The sequence below is a fragment of the Pseudomonas sp. S3_G06 genome (genome assembly GCF_054667565.1).
In genome coordinates this window covers 1,997,796-2,018,317 of record NZ_CP162738.1, presented here as the reverse complement: position 1 = coordinate 2,018,317, position 20,522 = coordinate 1,997,796, and the positions used below count along the sequence as shown (strand labels likewise).

General features: G+C 59.0%; 16 protein-coding genes. 2 read left to right on the top strand and 14 right to left on the bottom strand.

Annotated features, from left to right (window positions below):
* Positions 1 to 165: 165 nt before the first annotated feature.
* The 10 genes from AB4N47_RS09195 to AB4N47_RS09150 all read right to left on the bottom strand — a co-directional run bounded on the left by AB4N47_RS09195 (position 166) and on the right by AB4N47_RS09150 (position 11,675).
* Entirely contained in the window at positions 166 to 1,536 is a 1,371-nt protein-coding gene (locus tag AB4N47_RS09195; protein WP_341637413.1) for a TolC family outer membrane protein, read from the bottom strand.
* Positions 1,537 to 1,538: 2 nt separating this feature from the next.
* A complete protein-coding gene (locus AB4N47_RS09190) occupies positions 1,539 to 2,888 on the bottom strand; it encodes an HlyD family type I secretion periplasmic adaptor subunit (protein WP_122611323.1) in 1,350 nt (449 codons plus the stop codon).
* Entirely contained in the window at positions 2,885 to 4,660 is a 1,776-nt protein-coding gene (locus AB4N47_RS09185; RefSeq protein WP_341637412.1) for a type I secretion system permease/ATPase, read from the bottom strand. The genes AB4N47_RS09190 and AB4N47_RS09185 overlap by 4 nt, the downstream gene beginning before the upstream one ends.
* 202 nt (positions 4,661 to 4,862) lie before the next feature.
* Positions 4,863 to 5,291 (bottom strand): AprI/Inh family metalloprotease inhibitor, encoded by a 429-nt coding sequence (locus AB4N47_RS09180; protein ID WP_163012695.1) that lies wholly within the window; start codon positions 5,289 to 5,291, stop codon positions 4,863 to 4,865.
* 90 nt (positions 5,292 to 5,381) lie between these two features.
* Positions 5,382 to 6,827, bottom strand: coding sequence for a serralysin family metalloprotease (locus AB4N47_RS09175; RefSeq protein WP_341637411.1), 1,446 nt, complete (start codon positions 6,825 to 6,827; stop codon positions 5,382 to 5,384).
* 448 nt (positions 6,828 to 7,275) lie between these two features.
* Entirely contained in the window at positions 7,276 to 7,713 is a 438-nt protein-coding gene (locus AB4N47_RS09170; protein ID WP_341637410.1) for a hypothetical protein, read from the bottom strand.
* A gap of 171 nt (positions 7,714 to 7,884) precedes the next feature.
* The gene (locus AB4N47_RS09165; RefSeq protein WP_341637409.1) at positions 7,885 to 8,970 is read right to left on the bottom strand and encodes a polyamine ABC transporter substrate-binding protein; all 1,086 of its coding nucleotides are present in this window, start codon (positions 8,968 to 8,970) and stop codon (positions 7,885 to 7,887) included.
* A gap of 54 nt (positions 8,971 to 9,024) precedes the next feature.
* Positions 9,025 to 9,369: a cupin domain-containing protein gene (locus tag AB4N47_RS09160; protein WP_341637408.1), complete on the bottom strand. Its 345-nt coding sequence runs from the start codon at positions 9,367 to 9,369 to the stop codon at positions 9,025 to 9,027.
* 31 nt (positions 9,370 to 9,400) lie between these two features.
* Complete coding sequence (locus tag AB4N47_RS09155; protein WP_341637407.1) at positions 9,401 to 10,807, bottom strand: NAD(P)/FAD-dependent oxidoreductase; 1,407 nt, start codon at positions 10,805 to 10,807, stop codon at positions 9,401 to 9,403.
* A 52-nt stretch (positions 10,808 to 10,859) separates the two neighbouring features.
* Positions 10,860 to 11,675 (bottom strand): helix-turn-helix domain-containing protein, encoded by an 816-nt coding sequence (locus AB4N47_RS09150; RefSeq protein WP_073476200.1) that lies wholly within the window; start codon positions 11,673 to 11,675, stop codon positions 10,860 to 10,862.
* A gap of 265 nt (positions 11,676 to 11,940) precedes the next feature.
* Here AB4N47_RS09150 and AB4N47_RS09145 point away from each other — a divergent pair, with 265 nt between their 5' ends.
* Positions 11,941 to 12,213, top strand: coding sequence for a DUF1652 domain-containing protein (locus AB4N47_RS09145; RefSeq protein WP_038862172.1), 273 nt, complete (start codon positions 11,941 to 11,943; stop codon positions 12,211 to 12,213).
* 50 nt (positions 12,214 to 12,263) lie between these two features.
* Here the strand turns inward: AB4N47_RS09145 and AB4N47_RS09140 are convergent, their stop codons facing one another.
* Positions 12,264 to 14,738, bottom strand: coding sequence for a UvrD-helicase domain-containing protein (locus tag AB4N47_RS09140; protein ID WP_341637406.1), 2,475 nt, complete (start codon positions 14,736 to 14,738; stop codon positions 12,264 to 12,266).
* Between the two features lie 257 nt (positions 14,739 to 14,995).
* Between AB4N47_RS09140 and AB4N47_RS09135 the strand changes: the two genes are divergently transcribed.
* Complete coding sequence (locus tag AB4N47_RS09135) at positions 14,996 to 15,691, top strand: pirin family protein (RefSeq protein WP_016774845.1); 696 nt, start codon at positions 14,996 to 14,998, stop codon at positions 15,689 to 15,691.
* Positions 15,692 to 15,745: 54 nt separating this feature from the next.
* Here AB4N47_RS09135 and pgm read toward each other — a convergent pair whose 3' ends face one another.
* From pgm to AB4N47_RS09120, 3 genes are all read right to left on the bottom strand, one after another.
* A complete protein-coding gene (pgm, locus tag AB4N47_RS09130) occupies positions 15,746 to 17,392 on the bottom strand; it encodes a phosphoglucomutase (alpha-D-glucose-1,6-bisphosphate-dependent) (RefSeq protein ID WP_133336210.1) in 1,647 nt (548 codons plus the stop codon).
* 108 nt (positions 17,393 to 17,500) lie between these two features.
* On the bottom strand, positions 17,501 to 18,901 hold the full coding sequence (locus AB4N47_RS09125) for an aminotransferase-like domain-containing protein (protein ID WP_341637405.1): 1,401 nt from the start codon (positions 18,899 to 18,901) through the stop codon (positions 17,501 to 17,503).
* Positions 18,902 to 18,950: 49 nt separating this feature from the next.
* Entirely contained in the window at positions 18,951 to 20,417 is a 1,467-nt protein-coding gene (locus AB4N47_RS09120) for a hypothetical protein (RefSeq protein ID WP_460154466.1), read from the bottom strand.
* Positions 20,418 to 20,522: the final 105 nt, after the last annotated feature.

The window sequence follows — 20,522 nt, the reverse complement described above, 5'->3', positions numbered from 1 at the left end:
TTTTGTTGTTTTGGTCAGGGCTGAATTGCGGTGTCGCCCGTTCCCCTCACCCCAGCCCTCTCCCCGAGGAGAGGGAGCCGATTTGTGTTGATGTCAAAACCTGCGTCCGGCTCGGTCGTTCACGTCGATGCAGCTATCGCGGTCCCCTCTGCCTCTGGGAGAGGGTCAGGGTGAGGGCTGTTGCGCGACCACAAATGCTTCGTCCACCCGCGCCAGATCCTGCTCATTCAGCGTCCCGGCGTAGTAATGCAATTTGGTCCAGGCCATCAGGTAGTCGTAGCGCGCCTGGGCCAGGTCGCGGCGGGTGGTGAACAGTTGCTGCTCGGCATTCAACGCATCGAGATTGGTGCGTTCGCCGCCCAGAATGCTTTGTCGGGTCGAGACCACCAGCGCCTCGGCCGACTTCAGGGCCTTCTGATAAGCGCGCAATTTGCTCACCCCGGACAGGCAGGCGCTGAACTGGCGGCGCAGTTCGATCAAGGTTTCGCGGGTCTTGCCATCCAGTTCGTACTCAGCCTGTTCCATGGTGTGGCTGGCCTGCCGTGTGGAGGCCGATACCCCGCCGCCGGCGTACAGCGGCACGCTGACTTCCAGGCCGATGGTGTTGGTTTCGTAGCGCTGGTTATAGGTGTTGCCGCTTTCGGACTCGTTGTCGCGCATCGAGGCATAAGCACTGACTTTCGGCAGATGCCCGGCGCGGTTGCGCTCGACTTCGTAGCGCGCCACTTCCACGGCCTGCCGCTGCGAAGCGAGGTTCGGGTTGTTGCTGATCGCCAGTTCATGCCAGGTGTCGAAGTTGGCCGGTTGCAGGGTGAAGGTCTGGAATTGCTGACCAAGCGGCGCCAGATCGCCGATGTCCACCGCCGGCACGCCCACCAGCGCGCCCAGCTCGCGCAAAGCGGCATCCTGCTCGTTGCGCGCTTCGATCTCCTCGGCAGTCGCCAGCTCATAGCGCGACTCGGCTTCGAGAATATCGGTGCGCGTGCCCTCGCCCTGCTTGAACATGTGTTCGTTCTGCTGGAACTGTTGCTCGTAGGCCTTCTTCTTCGCCTGGGCGATGTCGATCTGGTCCTGGGCGAACAAGGCTTTGGTGTAGTTATCCAGCACGCGCACCAACAGTTCCTGACTCTTGCCGCGAAACGCTTCGTCGGCGAACAACGACTGCGCCACACCTTTGCGATACGCCGCATAAGCCTCGTAATCGAGCAGCGGTTGCTGCACCGTGAGCGCCGAGCCGTAACTGTTGTAGTTGCGCTCATCGGTGCGATTGCGCGCACGATCATCCAGAGACGTCGCCTTGGACGAGTTGCGGCCCTTGTTGTAGGTGTAACCGATCCGAGGCAGCAGGCCGGCGCGGCCAATCGCACGGTTCTCCAGACCCGCATCACGCTCCTTGATCGCGCCAAGGAACACCGGATCATTGCGCAACGCCTGTTCGTAAATCTCGAACGGCCCCATGGCCGCGACTGCCGAGTGACTCGCGAGCAGCGTCATTGCGGCCCCCAGCATGCAAAGCTTTTTCATACAGCCGAACATCCTTATTCCTCGGTCAACGCAGAACCGGCGCGATCAAGCAGCGGTTTGAACAGGTAGTTGAGGAGTGAACGCTCACCGGTGCGCACGAACATTTCCGCCGGCATGCCGGGCTTGATCACCAGACCGTTGAGCTTTTCCATCGCCTGATCGCTGACGCTGCTGCGCAACACGTAATACGGCACGCCAGTTTTCTCATCAACCATCTGGTCGGCGGAGATCAGGCTGACTTCGCCGGGCACGCGCGGGGTTTTGCTCTGGTTGAACGCGGTAAACAGAATGTCCACGGGCAAATGCGTGCCGACCTTGTCGATCAGGTTGATCGGCAAGTGCCCTTCCACTTCCAGGGTGGTGCCTTGCGGAACGATCTCCAGCAGCGTTTCGCCCTGACGCACCACGGCGCCTTCAGTGTGCACACCGAGGTTGACCGCCACGCCATCGGCGGTGGCGAGGATCTCGCTGTGTTGCAGGTCGAAACCGGCGGAGGTCAGCTGTTCGGACAGCGTCACGCTTTTCAGCTGCGCATCGGCCAGTTGCGTGCGCACTTCCTTCTGGTATTCCTCGCCGTGCTGCTGCAACTTCAGGCGCGATTCAAGGATGCCCTGCTCCACGCGGCCGCTTTCACCGGTGTTTTCCGCCAACTGCTGCTGCACTTGCGACAGTTGCCGCTGGTAGTCCATCAAGCGGTTGCGCGGGATGTAGCCGTTGTCGGCCAGCGGTTGCAGGTTGCTCAACTGTTGCTGCAAGGAACTGGCCTGGGCATTGAGGTCGCTGCGGGCGCGGCGCATGCCGGCCAGTTGTGCAGTGGCGCCTTCGATGTTGGCGCGCAGTGCCGCTTGCTCCCGGGAGAACGCTTCGCGGCGGCTGCTGAACAGTTGCCGCTGGCCTTCCAGCACCAGCGCCAGGCGCGGGTCCGGGTCGTTGCTCAATTCAGGCGGAAAGGTCACCTGTTTGAGGTTGTCGCGCTCGGCCTGCCAGCGCGCGAGGCTGGCCCAAGCCATGCGGTACTGCGCCTGCAGCGATTGCACATCGGCGGCGACCTGCGTCTGATCGAGGCGGAACAGTGGCTGGCCCTGCTTCACGATCTCGCCTTCGCGCACCAGAATACGGCTGACCACGCCGCTGCTCATCGACTGCACAGCCTTGCGTTTGCCCGACACCACCACGGTGCCCTGCACCGGAATGCCCTGATCCAGCGGCGCCAGTGCCGCCCAGGTGAAGAAACTGCCAGCGCCGACGATGGCCAGAATCCAGCCCAGGCGTGCGAAGAATTTCGCATCGCGTTCCGGGCGCTCGGTGAGGTAGGCGTGTTCCATGTTCGCTTCGTTTTCAGTGTTCATGCTGGCGCTGCTCATACACCCGAATTCCTTGTCGTGGGCTGATACTGCCGGCTCATGCTGAGCCCGCCCGGTGCTTGTGCGGCTTTTTCGCGTTGCTGTTCCTGCTGACCGGAAAGTGCCTTGAGCACATCCTGACTCGGGCCGAACGCCTGCAAACGACCATCGTTGAGCACGAGCAATTTGTCAGCCTGAGCCAGCACCGAAGAACGGTGCGTCACCAGAATCACCGTGGTGCCTTGCGCCTTGAGTTGCGCGATGGCGCTGGCCAGTGCGGCTTCGCCGACGGTGTCGAGGTTGGAATTGGGTTCATCGAGCACCACCAGACTCGGCGTGCCGTAAAGCGCACGGGCCAGGGCCACGCGTTGCTTCTGGCCACCGGACAAGCCGCTGCCGTCCTCGCCCAGTTGCGTGTCGTAGCCTTGCGGCAAACGCAGGATCATTTCGTGAACGCCAGCCTGTTGCGCGGCAGCTACGACTTTTTGCGGATCGGCTTCACTGAAACGCGCAATGTTCTCGGCGATGCTGCCGCTGAACAATTCGATGTCTTGCGGCAGATAACCGATGTAAGGACCAAGCTGATCGCGGTTCCAGCGATGAATATCAGCGCCGTCGAGGCGCACGGTGCCGCCCAGAACCGGCCACACACCGACCAGCACTCGAGCCAGCGTCGATTTGCCGGAACCGGAAGCGCCGAGCACACCCAGCACTTCACCAGCACTCAGATTGAAATTGACCATGTGCAAAGTGGCTGCACGCTGCCCCGGCGGGCCGGCGCTGACTTGTTCGAAGTTGATCTGGCCTTTCGGTGCCGGCAGTGCCATCGCCTCGTCGCTGGGTGGAAACGCCTGCAACAGCGCATCGAGACGGCGGTAAGCCAGCTTCGCCCCGCTCCACTGCTTCCATACGGCGATCAGTTGATCGATCGGGCTCAGCACGCGGCCCATCAGGATCGAACCGGCGATCATCATCCCCGCAGTCATGTCGCCCTTGATCACCAGCAACGCGCCCAGGCCCAGCACCAGGGATTGCAGGCACAGGCGCAGGGTCTTGCTCAGCGAACTGATCACCGCGCCGGTGTCGCTGGCCTGGTTCTGCAAGCCGAGAAAGCGCGAATGCACCCCGAACCAGCGCTTGCGCAGCGAGCCGAGCATGCCCATCGCCTGAATGGTTTCGGCGTTGTGCAAGTGGCTGGTGGCCAACTGGCTGGACTGCTGGGAAAAACCGGCGGCTTCGCCGAGGGGCTTTTTTGTCATGTATTCGTTGAGGCAGGCCAGAGCGATCAACAACAGCGCGCCCGCCGTAGCCAGCACGCCGAGCCAGACATTGAACAAATAGATGACAAACAGATAGACCGGAAACCACGGCGCATCGAAGAAGGCGAACAGCGCCGGGCCGGTAACGAACTGGCGAATGTGGGTCAGGTCGCCCAGCGACTGCCCGGCGTTGCCTTCGCCCTTGAACAGATTGCGCTCGAATGCGGCTTGGTAGACGCGCAGATTGAAGCGGCGCTCCAACTGGCTGCCGATGCGGATGACGATAAAGCTGCGGATCACTTCCAGCAGGCCGATAAAGGCGAAGAAGCCGACCACCATCAGCGACAGCATTGCCAGGGTGGTTTCGTTCTGTGACGACAGCACCCGGTCATAGACTTGCAGCATGTAGATGGACGGCACCAGCATCAGCACGTTGATCAGCGCGGTAAAACAGCCGACGCTGATCAAGATGCTCTTGTAGTCACCCAGTGCCTTGATTAACGGAGCGGTGGCTGGGGCCTTCGCCATCTTCATTGATTCTTCCTGAACAGTATTCATCGCCCTGGAGAGGCGCGACTTCAATTAATTAAGCGACCATCCCGGAATACACTTCCGTGGTGCCCATTTACACTTTCATAACAACTAGCGCGGATTAATGCGGCGCAGTTGATTTTATTTACCTTGCTTATAACCATGCGACGAATCGCTATAGCTATATTGGTTTGTAAAAGGCAGATCAGTTATTGGGCGCCGTACGTTCCAGCGTGACGATCAGCCCGGACTTCAAAGTCGCCAGATATAACCCGTCACGTTGTCGGCTGAAAAACTGGATTCTTGAGCCTTCGTTACCGGTGATCGACAAGCCGTCAGGATCAGGAAACCAGCCGATCGGAGCTTGCTCGAGCCAAGCACCCAGACAGTCTGCGCCCTGGCCAACGGTCTTGTTGGCGAGCAGTTCGACGCTACAAGTATTCGAAGGCTTGTCCTGGAGCTTTTGCGCTCGCAGGTCATCGACTGTGCTGGACAGTGTTGCCTGCCACTTTCCGGCAAACACGGAAGGTTCTTCAAGTCTGAGGCTGCTTGCCATCGCTGTTGCTCCTGAAATCGTAACGAGCGCCGCTGAAAGCCACGCCGATGCCGTGTAGGTAAAAGCTCTGTAGGTCATGGGAAATTTCGCTCCAGCCTGTAGCGTTGCGTACAGCAGCTATCGATGCAAGTGAAGAAAGCGACGCCAGGGCGCCGCTTTCCCTTCACATCACGCGACGATGTCGCTGGTCGCAGCCTGGCCCACGGTGCTGACAATAAAGTCAGCCACGCCATGCCCGGAGAAATCCACCGACAACAGGCTGTTGCCGCCCGACGAGGTCAGCACGGCATCGCCGGCCGAACCGGTGAAGCTGTTGACGAAGTGCAGGCCCGCGCCGCTGGTGATACCGGTCAGGTCGATCTTGTCCAGACCGCTGACGAAATCGAGGATCTGATCGATCGCACCCGGCTTGGAATCCGAGCTGGCGGCGAACACGAAAGTGTCCGAACCAGAACCGCCCCACAGTTTGTCAGCACCACCAGCGCCGTACAGGATGTCGTTGCCGGCACCGCCCTTCAGTTCGTTGGCCACGCTGTTGCCGATCAACAGATCGCTGCCCGAACCACCAATCGCGTTCTCGATGATCGCGCCCTTGGCAATCGACACGTTGCCGACCAGGCCGCCCACATCAGAGAACGAAGCGTCATTGAGGTTGATCTTCTGGTTTTGGGTGAAACCGGAGAAGTCGAGAGTGTCCTTGCCGCCGGCATCCCACACCGAGAACACCACTTTGTCGCTCGACGACGATGCGCTGAGGAAATCACGGCCGGCATTGGAATTGAAGCCGTAGGTGGTATCACCAGTGCGGGTGCTGGTGTTGGCGCCGTAGAGCTTCTGGATCGCGGCGATGTCATCCATCAGCGGGCCTGACGAGTAGGCTTCGACGCCGCCCTTGCTGAAGTTCTGGTTGGTGTTGCTCTCGCTCCAGTAACTCATGACGCTGTAGCCACGGGTGTCTTGGCCATAAGTCGCATCGTTGTAGGTCGGGTTGCCGTTGCCGGCGTTGTAGTCGCCAGGGTGCGCAAGGCCAAGGGTATGGCCGATTTCGTGGGTCAGGGTCTGACGACCGTAGTTGTTCAGATCCGGGTTCTTGTTCTGCGTGTAACCGCTGTTGATCAAGTACCACGAGGTGCCGTCATAACCAGCGCCGGTCCCCGGCAGATAGGCAAACGCCGCAGCGCCATCCTGGCCACCGCTGTAGTTACCGAAGGTCATGTGCCCGTCGCCGCCCGAGGCTCTCTCGGTGAAGGTGACATTGGCCACGTCGGCCCAGGACTGCATGGCGAGCTTGGCCTGCGCCTGCTGTTGCGCGCTGAACTGACTGAACCCGCTGATCCCGTGCTTGTTCATCGTGCTGTTCGAGGCCGAGGTCAGGAACGTGTAGGTCAGTTCGATCTTGCCGCTGCCGTCCTTGTCCTGGTAGGCAGCGCCGTCACGCAGCAATTGGGTAGCCGCCTGGTCGACGGTGTACGAGGGTTTGCCATTGACCGTGAGGTTGCCGCCGCGGTCGTACTGATGGCTGAAGCTATTGATCTGGTTGTACGCCGAGCTGAATGCAGCCAGCTGGAAAGCCTGTTCGGCGGAATCAACAGCATTGGTTTTAACTTTCGACATAAACACACTTCCTTGTTTAGCAATGGAACAGTTTTTGTCCGACAGGACGATCTTTGGCGAGATCGTCCTATCACTCGCCCAATGAAGGCGTAACGAACCTGACACAATTTGAAATCTGTCGTAAAGAGTTTTTTTGCGATCCAATTTGGTGGTATCAGGAAACTGCCGTAAACAAAGCGTGCGGGGAGAAAAGTTTGTTTTTAGTTGCGGCGAGGGTGGAAATTGTCTGACGATTTTCTATTTAAATATTAAATATCGCTAAGTTTGGATTTGTTGGGCAAGTCACACTTTCAGTCAGCGGTGCCAGTGCTTTGATATCAACTCTGCGACTTACTCGGCCCGTAGGAGCTGACGAGTGCAACGGGCTGCGATCTCTTGATATTGACCTTCAAAAGTCAAATTCAAAAGATCGCAGCCTCGTTGCACCCACCGACTTCTGTAGGGCGATTTATCGAGAAGGACCCTGGTCAAAGATCACGTCGACCTCGTAACTGTCGTCTCCAACGGCTTCAGTTGTGAATTGCAATTTACCATTGATGCGATCCCCTGAATGCTGGAGCGTCACAAAGCCCGGCTTTTCCTTGTCTGCGTAAAAATGCCTGGGTTCAGTAGTCGCCCCAGAGCGGGTGTAAGCCACAAAAAGAACTCGCGCGTCCGTGAGCGGAATCTCTGTGCCGGCATCAGCCTTGTTGCTGAGATTCACTGCGATAGATGAAAGATGAAAGCTGCTATTGCCCTCCGGGTCGACCATCGTGCCATGAAATCTGAGCGTCCCTCCCTGCTCGTCGCGATGGGTTTCACTGGCGAAGAATTTTAATTCCTTACCACTACGAAGGTTTTTCACCGCTCCCTTCAATACATTCTCCAGACCATTCTCATTGCTCATCATTAAAATCCTCAGTAAGGAAAGGCGACATTTCGCCCTCCTGCCAAGGCATTAAATCCAATTTGCAGCGGAGCTGGACCTGTCAACAATGACAGGTGCAAACCCTGTTTTTTCGTGCTAATTCCCGCCAACACTGTAACGCCGGGCGCTTTAGCACCCGGTAGACCTCGATCAACTCCCCGTCCGTATCTTGTTCCACACCCGCGTACGAATCCGGTCGATATTCAGCGGCATGGCTTCCAGTGCAAACAGCTTGCCCATCATTTCCGCGCTCGGGTAAACCTTGGTGTCGTTCCTGATCGCCGGATCGATGAGTTTGTCGGCCTGTTCGTTGCCATTGGCGTAGTGCACGTAGTTGCTGATGCCGGCCATGACATCGGGGCGCAGCAGGTAATTCATGAAGGCGTAGCCGGCCTTTTCGTCTGGTGCGTCGGCGGGCATGGCGACCATGTCGAACCAGATCGCCGCGCCTTCCTTGGGAATCGCATAACCGATCTCGACGCCGTTCTTGGCTTCCTTGGCGCGGTTCTCCGCTTGCAGTATGTCGCCGGAAAAGCCCACCGCTACGCAGATGTCGCCGTTGGCCAGGTCACTGGTGTACTTCGAGGAATGGAAATAGCTGACGTAGGGCCGCACTTTCATCAGCAGCGCTTCGGCCTTCTTGTAGTCTTCGGGATTCTTGCTGTGGTGCGGCAGGCCCAGGTAGTTGAGCGCCGCCGGGAGCAGTTCCGGGCCGTTGTCGAGGATCGCCACGCCGCACTTCTGCAGTTTTTCCATGTACTCAGGCTTGAAGATCAGATCCCAGGAATCCACCGGCGCGTTGTCGCCCAGCGCCGCTTTGACCTTGGCAATGTTGTAGCCGATACCGGTGCTGCCCCACAGATAAGGGAAACCGTGCTCGTTGTTCGGGTCGTTGGTCTGCAAGGCCTTGAGCAGCGCCGGGTTTAGATTCTTCCAGTTCGGCAACTGACTCTTGTCGAGTTTCTTCAGCGCCCCACCCTGAATCTGCCGCGCCATGAAGTGGTTCGACGGAAAAACCACGTCGTAACCGGATTTGCCGGTCATCAACTTGCCGTCGAGGGTTTCGTTGCTGTCATAGACGTCATAGGTGACGCCGATGCCCGTGTCTTTCTGGAAATTCTTCGTGGTGTCCGGGGCGATGTAGTCGGACCAGTTGTAGACCTTGACCGTCTCGGCCGCGTGACTGACGGAAGCGGCCAGCAGCAGCGGCGCCAATGCGAGGGTTTTCTGGATCATGAGGCGATTCCTGTATGGGCTTTTTTGTTGGCAGGCAATCAAAGGATCAAACAATCAGAAAATCAGCACGTAGCTCTTGCGCACGGTTTCCTGGATATCCCAGATCCCGAGCGTGTTGGCTGGCAACATCAGTGCGTCGCCGCCTTGTATGTGCAGGGTTTCGCCGCCACCGTCGGGGGTGAAGGTGCAGCGCCCGGAAATGAAATGGCAGAACTCCTGCGCGGTGATCTGCCGCCGCCAGCGGCCCGGGGTGCATTCCCAGACGCCGGTTTCAACACCGTCGTCGCGCTCGACGCTGATGGTCGAGGCAATTGCGACGGGTTCGCCGAGGGGCACGGCGACCGGGTTGGATTCTTCGAGCTCAAGCGTGGCGGCGTTCTTGAATTGGGTGATGCTCATGGCGTGACCTGTTTATTGAGGGAAACGACGTTCAGTGCATGAAACCTTCCATGAACCCGGCAACCCGGCTGGCGAGCTTGCGCCGCCAGGGCGCGGTCGCGGGATTGGCCAGGGTCTGGTCTTCGTGCACGAAACTTTTGATGATCGCGTTGTAGCCGAGCCAGCGGCATGGCTCTGGCTCCCAGGCACGCAGCGCATGAATGCCACCGTCGGGCAGGACCCACGGTTGTTGGGTCAGCTCGCTGTCGCGCTCAAGAATCAGATCGGCCAGCGTCCGGCCGCCGAGATTGCTGGCACCGACGCCCTCGCCGCCATAACCGCCCGATAGCGCGATGCCGTTGGCGCGGTCGCAAAGCATGTGCGGCTTGAAATGCCGCGACATGCCAAGGTTGCCGCCCCAGGCGTGGGTGATCTGCACATTTTTCAGCTGCGGGAACAGTTCACCGAACAGATAGCGGCGCAGTTCGACCTCATCGCGGGTGAGGTTGAAGTCATGGCGCAGCTTGCCGGCGAACTGATACCCGCCACGGGCGCCGAAGATAAGACGATTGTCGGCACTGCGCTGGCCATAGGTGACCTGACGGCTGAATTCACTGAAGGCCTGGCCGCGATTGAGGCCGATTTCGTCCCAGGTCGCAGCGGACAGCGGCTCGGTGGCGACAATCAGGCTTTGCACAGGCAATTGATAACGGCCAAGTGGCGGCAAGGTCACCGAATAACCTTCCACGGCGGGCACGATCCAGCGGCTGCGCACGCTGGCCTTGGCGGTACGCAGACTGCCGGACTGCCAGTGGTTGACCGGGCTGTTTTCGTAGATTTTCACGCCCATGTTCTGCACGGTCTGCGCCAGACCACGGACCAGCTTCGCCGGGTGAATGGTCGCGACATGAGGGGCGAAAATGCCGCCGTAGGGCTTGGCCACGCGGATCTGCTGGGCCAATTGCTCGGGGCTGAGCCAGCGGTAGTCGTTATCGGTAAGGCCTTGGGCGTGCAGCTTGCTCAGGTAATCACGCAGAACGGTTTCCTGCTCTGGGTAGCGCGCCGCACAATAAAGCACCCCGCCCTTGCGGTAGTGGCAGTCAATGCCCTCGCGTTCGAGGACGATCTCCACTTCATCGGGGATGCTGTGCAGCAGATCGAACGACGCCCTGCGCTGCTGCGGCGATAAGCCTGCGAGCAAACGGTCCTCGCCCAGCAAATTACCCATCAGCCAGCCGCCATTGCGTCCGGACGCACCGAACCCGGCGGTTTGCGCCTCGACGATGGCGATATCCAGGCCGGGCGCCTGTTTTTTCAGGTAGTACGCCGTCCACAGTCCGGTGTAACCGGCGCCGATGATCGCCACGTCGACGTCCAGGTCCCGCTCAAGCGCAGGCCGCGCCAATAGCGGCTCATCGAGCTGATCCATCCACAAACTGATCGTGCGCCACGCCGACATGCAAGACTCCGCCACTGAAAACCTTCGATGGCGTCGATCCTAGTGGCTGCCTTCAGTGGATGTCTTGCGCGCGTGCCCGCAGAGAAATTTGTTTGGCGTAGGCCTTGGGCGACTGGCCGGTGTGTTCGCGAAAGCATTTGTAGAACGCTGACAGCGAATTGAAGCCGGCGGCAAACGCCAGCTCGTCGACACGCAACGGCGGCGTGGCGCTGTCCAGCGCACGCAGCAAATGCTGCAGGCGCGCCTGATTGACGTAGCGATAGAAGCTTTGCCCGAGCACCTGATTGAGCAGATAGGAGATCTGATTACGGCTGTACCCGCACTCCTTCGCCACCCGTTGCAGGTCAAGCTCAGGGTCCAGATAGGGCTGCTGCTTTTCGAAATACTGCTGCAGGTCTTCGGCCATGAAACTCAGCTGCCGCGGTGACAGACCCAGCCGACTGACCGCCGGACGCTGACTCTGTGCCGAACTGCCGTCGGCTTGAGTACGCACCAGCGAGGCATACTCGTTGACGCGCCAGATCAAGCCGTCCTTGACCGTGATCGCTTCGCTGGAGCGAAACGACACCAGGCCATCGCCGCCACGCAAGGTCACCTCGTATTGAATGAACGCGGTGTTGCCATCCACCCGGATTCGGTCGCAATGCTCGAGCAGTTCGTCGGATTCTCGCGGCATGCTCACGCGCACATATTCGCGTAACTCATCCAGACCGAGCACCCGGTTCTGAAAGAAATCGTTGTACTGGATCTCGGCGTGATAAAGCGCCATGACGCTGTCCAGATCCCGGTGTTTCCAGCTCAGGTGATAGCGCATGACCGTGGCCGCCGTGGCCTGGGTCTGTTCTGGGCCGTCGTCATCGGCGTGCATAAGAGGCTCGGCGAAAAAGAACCGAGCTTGCCCAACTTCCTCTGCCGCTTCAATGAAAAATCCATGGTGGCGTTTTGGCGATAATCGATGAGCCAGTGACTTACATCAAAAAATGCGAATCAATCGCTAAACGGACTGAAAAAACTCACAGTTTTTTCACACACGGATGCTACTTTTAAAGCTCAAGCACTGGTTGAGCCAATGAAGGCTCTTCCCACCTAACATGAGCAAAAGGAAGCGCTCGATGAAGCAGGCGGGCAACACCATGAATAAAGGGTTCAGCAAAGTCACCTTTCCAAACGCTTGCCAGCTGATGCGCTGGCATTTTCATCCCATGGGTTTCGAGGCGACGATGGATGCGCCGGGCAGCATGATCGCCCGTCTTTTCGATCGTGCCAGCGGCGAAACCATGATCGCCATCGCCGGCATTCCCTGCGCAACGGTGATGAACGCGGCGGACGTCGAGCGCATGATCGAAGCCATCGAGGATGAGCTGGAAGCGTTCACTCCTCCGGAATCTCTCAAGAACTACGCATAACCACCTGATTTAACACAAAAAGCCCGCAGCGATGCGGGCTTTTTTATGGGTCAGGCACTGGCCTTTTCGCATCGATGGTCGACGAAGAAGGGCTTGCCCTTGGCGACTCGATCCGACGCCCTCGGCATGTTTACCGCTTGGGTTTCCTGCGGTTCGACATACCAGTAGCAATGACTGACGGCGCGTGTGATACCGACGTAGGCAAGGCGCAGGATTTCGTCCTTTTGCGCAGTGTCGTATGGCTCGCTGTCACCGCTTTTACCCAATCCCGCCATGCGATAGACCTGATTCTTGTACGGAGAGCTGGTCAGATGCTGGCAATCACCCAGCAGGAATACTGCATCAGCCTGCAAGCCTTTGGCGCTGTGATAGGTCAGTTGCTTCAGCCGCCGCGCTTCGTAGGGCAAGCTCGAATCTACATTAAGTACAGGCTGAATATGCTTATCTATCAATAACTTATCGCTGCTTTTTCGATAAAGCATCAAGATTGAATCACCCCGCCGGTAATGCTCGGCCAGGCGCTGACCCAATGCTTCATCATCCCGCTCAAGCACGTTGACCGGGTGAAGCGGCTTGGGCTCACCACTGGCCTTGGCCTTCTTGCCTGCGATTGCCGGCGCTGCACGGACGATGTGTTCGGCGGCGTCGATGATGTGCTGATGGCTGCGATAGTTGTCACTGAGCATCACTCTTGTGGTGCTCGGTGAAGGAAATTCCTTGTTGAACTCCATGAAATAGCTCGGTGAGCTGCCGCGCCAACCGTAAATCGACTGCCAGTCATCGCCAACACACAATAGCGACGACCGCTGCGCCCCTCGCCCGATGTGCATCGCCGGGCCACGGCTGCGGATTTCATTGAGGCTGGCACGAATCCACGAAACGATCTGCGGCGATACGTCCTGGAATTCGTCGATCATCAAATGCGCCATCGGCCGCAGCAACTCATCGCTGAGCAGCTTGAGGTTTTCCGGCGAGTGCTCGCTGAACAGCGCGAACATGCGGTTGTAGGTCATCACTGGCGGTTTCTGATCCAGCAGGTGATCTTCAAATGCGCGCCAGAACAGGCTCAGGGCTTCAAAGAAAAAGCGATCGGGATCGTCCTTGGCGAAGCTCATCCGACTGACCGCGTCCGGTACATCCAGGCCGAGGTTTTCGATAAAGCCTGCTGCGGCGACAAAACAATCCAGCAATGGCGCCGATGCCAGCTCGCCTTTGACCTTGTAATCAAAGCCGGGACCGGCGCTGGCATCTCCGGCCAACGTCGCAAGAACGCGTCTGGATGACTCGTAACTATTTAGCCATATCAATGGTTTACGGCAGAAAGCTTGAAATAGGGTGCGCTTGACCGCCCACTCTGCACGGACACTCAGCTTGGCGTTGGGTCGGGTCAGCTGGGCGTTTTCCCTGGGATCAAAGCCGAGCACCATCCAGGCATCGAGGCTGGGAATATAGCCATGAGCGTGGAACTTCGAACCATTGATTTCGAAGGCCTGCCGATTCGGCTCAATGCCTTGGATAGGCCACGCACCGGCGCGAAACCACAGATCCTCGATGACATCGCAGAGCTCTTCATCGCGCTTGGCCGCCAGTTCGGTGACCGCCATGCGTTTCTGCACATCGGGGTGATCGCGTTCCAGTTCCTTTAATTGCAAACCCGCGCGGGACAGCGGCTGGATCAACTGGCGGAAACGTTCATCGTCGTTGAACAGCCGGTGATAACAAGCATTAAGTTGCTGTCGCTGTGCGTCATTGATACGCAGGTCAAACGGATTGCTGTCGACCTCCTCTGCGCCGCTGTGCGGGCGATCGCTGAGGTTCTCGAAGGCCTGCAAACGCTCGAAACCCGGCAGGCTGCGGACCATCGGCAGGATGCGCGAGTGGAAGGTTCTGACCAGCTCGCGCGCCTGCTTGAGGTTCAGCGGCTGCCCCCACAGCGTGAAGATTTCGATCAGTTTGTTGATGAAGTCCTTTCGCGATTCGCGGGTGAAGGTCACCACGGTCATCGAATCCAGCTCAAAACCCAGATAATGGCTGAGCAAGAGAATGCGCAGCACCAGCGTGGTCGACTTGCCGGCGCCGGCACCGGCGACCACCGAGGTGGACGGCGTATCGCTGAAGATCATCTTCCACTGCGCGGCGCTGGGCTGGGCGTGGGGCGGAAGCAAACGGGCAACGTCAGCCTTGATGCGCTTCTTCAGTTCCGCCGTCAGCGGCAGGCGCCAGTCATCGAACAGGTGGTTATCGACGCTGGGCGGCCGATGCTCGGTGTTGCGGCTGTCGCGAATCAGCAGCACCTGGCGGCCTTCCTCCAACCCCTCAAGCTTGCCCTCCTTGAAACCGTATTCGACGCCAGCGGTGTGGCCACTGCGAAATCCGTCGGCTTGCCCGTGCAGCCACGACGCCCGGTGCTGGGCGCGCAGCTTGGTCAATCCGTGACCAAAGAATCGTGCGGCCAGACGTTTGAACCAGGGCATCTCGGCCAGTGGACGAAGTTCAGGGGGAAGATCGGGGGTGTGTTGCGCCACGCTGACGGACTCCAGGGTGTGAGGCTGTGGCGGCTATGGTGTCTGGATTTGCTGATGAGTTCTAGCGAAATGCTTACAGGTCATCGGTTTAGGCGACGAATTGAAAGTCGGATGAGACGATGTCGAAGCGCATTCCCATCAAATTACCTGATCATGATGCGGCAGTTTTTGCGCTTTTTATCGATGATTGGCTGATAGATGATCGTCGTCATCAACCACGGGGTCCGCCCCCTGACGACCCTTATTAGGAGACGATCATGCTTGAACTCAGACCCTTCAGCTCGCTGGGCGGCGCCCATCATGGCTGGCTGGATGCGCATCACCACTTTTCCTTTGCCGAATACTACGATCCGCAGCGGATGAGCTGGGGCAACCTGCGCGTGTGGAACGACGACATCATCGCCGCAGGCACCGGTTTCCCGCAGCATCCGCACCGCGACATGGAAATCATCACCTACGTGCGAGAAGGTGCCATCACGCACCAGGACAACCTCGGCAACAAGGGCCGCACCGAAGCCGGCGACGTACAAGTGATGAGCGCCGGCACCGGCATCGCTCACAGCGAGTACAACCTGGAAGACAAGGAAACCAAGATCTTCCAGATCTGGATTCTGCCGACCGAAACCGGTGCGCCGCCGTCGTGGGGCGCCAAGCCGTTTCCCAAAGGCGAGCGCGAAGGTTTTGTCACATTGGCCAGCGGTAAGGACGGCGACGATGAGAGCCTGCACATTCGCGCCAATGCGCGTCTGGTGGCGGCCAATATCAAGGCCGGTGAAACCGCCGAATACCGGCTCGACGAAGGGCGTCGCGCCTATCTGGTTCCGGCCACGGGCGTGATCGAGGTCAACGGGCTGCGCGCGCAGGCGCGGGACGGCGTGGCGGTGGCCCACGAGCAAGTGCTGACGGTCACGGCGATCGAGGACAGCGAAATCGTACTGGTCGACCTGGCTTGATCTGCAGGCAATAAAAAAGGGCAACCATTACGGTTGCCCTTTTTCATGTGCGCATCATTTGCTGGAAATGGCGCCATCTACCAAAGTTTGCGCCTCGGCCACCAGTTGCTTGAGGTGGTCGTCGCCGATGAAGCTTTCGGCATAGATCTTGTAGATGTCTTCAGTGCCCGAAGGACGCGCGGCGAACCAACCGTTCTCGGTCATGACTTTCAGACCGCCAATGGCCTGATCGTTGCCCGGTGCGTGGCTGAGGATGCTCTGGATCTTCTCGCCAGCCAGTTCGGTCGAAGTGACCTGCTCCGGCGCCAGCTTGCTCAGTAGCGCCTTCTGCTCAGGGTTGGCCTTGGCATCGACGCGTACCGAGAACGGTTCGCCCAGTTCATCGGTCAGGGCGCGGTAGGCCTGGCTTGGATCGCGTCCGGTGCGCGCCGTCATTTCGGCGGCGAGCAAGGCTGGGATCAGGCCGTCCTTGTCGGTGCTCCATACGCCACCGTCCTTGCGCAGGAACGAGGCGCCAGCACTTTCTTCACCACCAAAACCCAGCGAGCCGTCAAACAGGCCATCGGCGAACCATTTGAAACCGACCGGCACTTCGTACAGGCGACGGCCCAGGCGCTTGGCCACGCGGTCGATCAGACCGCTGCTGACCACGGTTTTGCCGACAGCGGCATCGGCGCGCCATTGCGGACGGTTCTGGAACAGGTAGTCGATGGATACCGCCAGATAGTTGTTCGGCGCGAGCAAACCACCGGACGGCGTGACGATGCCGTGGCGGTCATGGTCCGGATCGCAGGCGAATGCCACGTCGAAGCGCTCTTTCAGGCCAATCAGGCCCTGCATCGCGTGGCTGGACGATGGGTCCATACGGATTTGGCCGTCCCAGTCGACGGTCATGAAACGGAACGTTGAATCGACCTGTTTATTCACCACTTCCAGGTCAAGACGGTAGTGTTCGGCGATGGCCGACCAGTAGCGCACCCCTGCTCCGCCCAACGGATCGACACCCAGGCGCAGCTTGGCGTCGCGGATGGCATCGAAGTCGATGACGTTGATCAGGTCGGCGACATAGGTGTTCAAGTAATCGTGACGATGGGTGGTGCTGGCCTTGAGCGCTTGCTCGTAGCTGATGCGTTTGACCCCGGCCAGTTTGTTCGCCAGCAGCTCGTTGGCCTTGGCTTCGATCCACTTGGTGATGTGGGTATCGGCCGGGCCACCGTTGGTTGGGTTGTATTTGTAGCCACCGCTTTGTGGCGGGTTGTGCGACGGCGTGATGACGATACCGTCCGCCAGGCCAGAGGTACGGCCGCGGTTGTAGCAGAGAATGGCGTGGGAAACTGCCGGGGTCGGCGTGTACTCATCGCCTTCGGCGATCATCACGGTGACGCCGTTGGCGGCGAGGACTTCGAGTGCGCTGGCGCCGGCCGGGGTCGACAATGCATGGGTGTCGATGCCGACGAACAGCGGGCCGGTAATGCCCTGGGCTTCGCGATACAGGCAGATCGCCTGGCTGATGGCCAGAACGTGCCATTCGTTGAAACTCAAATCGAACGAACTGCCGCGGTGGCCGGACGTGCCGAACGCCACTCGCTGGGTAGAAATCGATGCATCAGGCTGGCCGGTGTAATAGGCCGTAACCAGTCGCGGGATATCGACCAACAGTTCTGCCGGTGCCGGTTTGCCCGCAAAAGGACTGAGTGTCATGCAAAAACCTCTGAAATCGGAGTGGTTCAGGAAATGCAGCGCAGTTTACTGGCAGTTTGACCACTGTGCGACGGGATGTATCCGAAACTCGCCCGATGTTTTTTAACGTTATTGACCGGGTGACAGGCGCAAGGCATCGCCGAGCAAGCCGATGACACTCGGCAGATCCCGCTCGCCGTGGTGCAACGCGCTTATCCGCAGATGATCCGCATGCAGACCGTGCAGGCTGAACAGCTCGCCGGGGGCCACGATGATCTGTTGCTTGAGCAGGCGACGGAACACATTCGCCATGTCGACCGGCCGTAACGAACGCACCCACACCGTCGCCCCGCCCTGCGGCTCGACGATCTGCAGCGTATCGCCCAAACGTTCGCGCAGAACCTGGATCAACACGGCTCGCCGCTCACCCAGCATTCGCCGCAGCACAGATAAATGCTGATCAAGCCGCCCGCCGTTCAACAACCGGGCAATCGCCTTTTGGCGGATCGGCGACAAGCGAAATGCGCGCAGCAGAAAATGGCGTTGCAGCGCCTCACGCCAGTGACGCGACAGGACAAAGCCGAATGGCGCTTCAGCGCCGATGAATTTCTCGAAAGTGGAAAACACCAGCAGACGCTCAGGATCAAGCCAACTGCGCAAACGCTGTGAATCATTGCGCTCGTCAAGCTCGCTGTAGCAGTCGTTTTCCAGTACCCAGACGCCATGTTGATTGAGCAACTGCGCAGCGGCCTGCTGACGCTCATGGGTGAAACCCTTGCCGTGGGGCATGCTCAACACTGACGACAACAGAACCAGACGTACTGGCTCGTTCTCCAGCAGCGATTGCAGCACCGACAGGTCAAGCACGCCTTCGGCCAGCAATGGCCATTCGATCACGCGCACCCCGCACGACTCGAGCAGACGCAGTATCACCCAGTCGCACGGTGATTCGACAATTACGCTGGCGTGACGCAATTCAAGCACCGAAATCAGAATTTCCAGGACCCCGCGTAGATCGGCACCGATGTAGATGTCATCGGCATGCCAGAAATGCTCCGTCGAACTCGTGTACCGCGCCGCGAGGGCAACCCGCAATTCCAGCTCTCCGCAAGGTTGCACGAATGTCTGTAGCTGACGCGGATATTGGCGCAGAAGCTCACGTTCCAGCGTCAACAACGGACTGTCCAGCGGTTGCAGCGAGGCCGGTTCGTCGGCGCTCAACACACACATTCCGGGACGTCTGGCGTTGACGTACACGGTCTCCAGCAGATCATTGCCGTTGCCGGGCGCATCCATGCTGAACAGCGCTTGCGCGTAATACCCTGACTTGGCTATCGAATAGACTCGACCTTCCTTCTCCAGGAGCGAATAGGCGTACTGCACCGTTGAAATGGAGACATTCAGTCGATCCGCCAGTTGTCGCAAGGAAGGCATGCGTACCGCCGCACCACCTCCGGCGTCATCAATCAGCGTGGTCAGATATCGATAAACTGCCTGATAAACAAAGTCGTTGTCCCGCGCGCTTTTCACACCCTCATTTCCGTAGATATCGGTTCACAACCCAGGCTCCGGCTCACCGTCAGCGTTCCGTCGACCGCTCGAACGGCGCAGCCGAACGCGCCTCATCCGAACCCGAACTCTCCGAGGCCAATTGCGCGGGCGCATGAATCTGCACAGGGCCCGTTGCATAGAGGCGGATCACCAACCTGACCGGCAACCCGCTCACTTCCGTTATCCACTTCAAAACCTGCTCCGGCGCGTGCAAGCCTTGCATGGCGCGGTGCAGGTCAGGCATGGCGACCAGCATGCCGGGATGACAGTTGCGCAGGAACCGCTCGAGCCCTTTGCCGTTGTCGATGAACGGTGCAAACAGCAGGCACACCAGCTGCGTTTCGCTCAATCCGAAACCATTGATGAGGTAATCCTCGGCAAGCGCCCGCAGCTGCTCTGGCCCGCCGGCATTGTCATAGCTGGCCAGCAAGTGCTCGCAGACAGATTCGGCGACCTGTTTTCGCCGCATGTCTGCCAGCGTGTGACGAACATAATCGTCGATACCCGCCTCATAGTCGCGCCCCTCGATGAAGCGTGCGTACAAACCTCGCACGTGCGCCGAGATCAGAGGGTCAGCGAATACCGCTTCGCCCTGGTACAGCGCCAGGTCGTCAGGTTCATAACCGAGAAATTCGCCCAGCAGCGGCCAGCGATCCTCGATTTTGCCGACCATCATGTCGTTGATGTCGATAAAACTGGTGCGCCGGCAGGCTTCGAACTCACCTTCCGGGCGCCACGCTATCCGGTCGTCATCTGCGCGCAGCTCGCGGTAAAAATCATCACCGAGCCCGTCGAGCAGCGGAAAAAGCGCTTCGAATCCGGCAGTGACCAGTTCTGGACCGGCTATTGCCACTCGCTGCATTGCACGGTTCAGGCCTTCGAGGAAATGCTGCTGACTGCCTTTGGTTTCAGTGCTGATCATGGCGTCGACACCATTGTTCCAGCGGGCGATCTGGCTGTAGTACTCGGCCGTCGCCAGATAGGCTTCATCCCATAATTCAGGCGTTTCCAGCCAGGTGCGACAGTGCCCGACCAGCAGCAGATTGACGCGACTGGCCTCACGCCCTTCGTTGCTCACAGGCGTGCGATGGTCGAACGGCAGCACTTCGCGGTTATCGACCATCAGCACCTCGACCCGTGGATCGTCATAAAGGAATAGCGCGCTGTAGCTGCGATGCAGGTTTTGCAGGGCGAGCGGGCTGTCGCCACTCCAGCGCAGGGAAGCCACGCGCAACTGGAAGGTCGCCGGAGCACGTCCGGCAATGGTCAACTGCGCAGCCCGGAGCAAAGCCAGGGTGTAGCAGCCGTCACGCAGGCCGGACTGAGGCACCAGCACCTTGAATTGCCCAATGTTTTCCATGCCGCCTGCGGCCACCACCAGGCGCTGTATCAACAACTGCAATGCCGTACGCTCGGCTCGGGAAAAGAAACTCAGCAGACGCTGCAATACTTGCTGATAGACATAGTTCATTGCCTGATCATGGATCGTGCTCATCGGTATTTACCCGGTATCAAAAGTTTCATGCCGCGCAGACATGACAATGGGCGCGCGGCAATTGGATCAATAAGTAATAGACGCTGAAATGCTAACACTTACAAA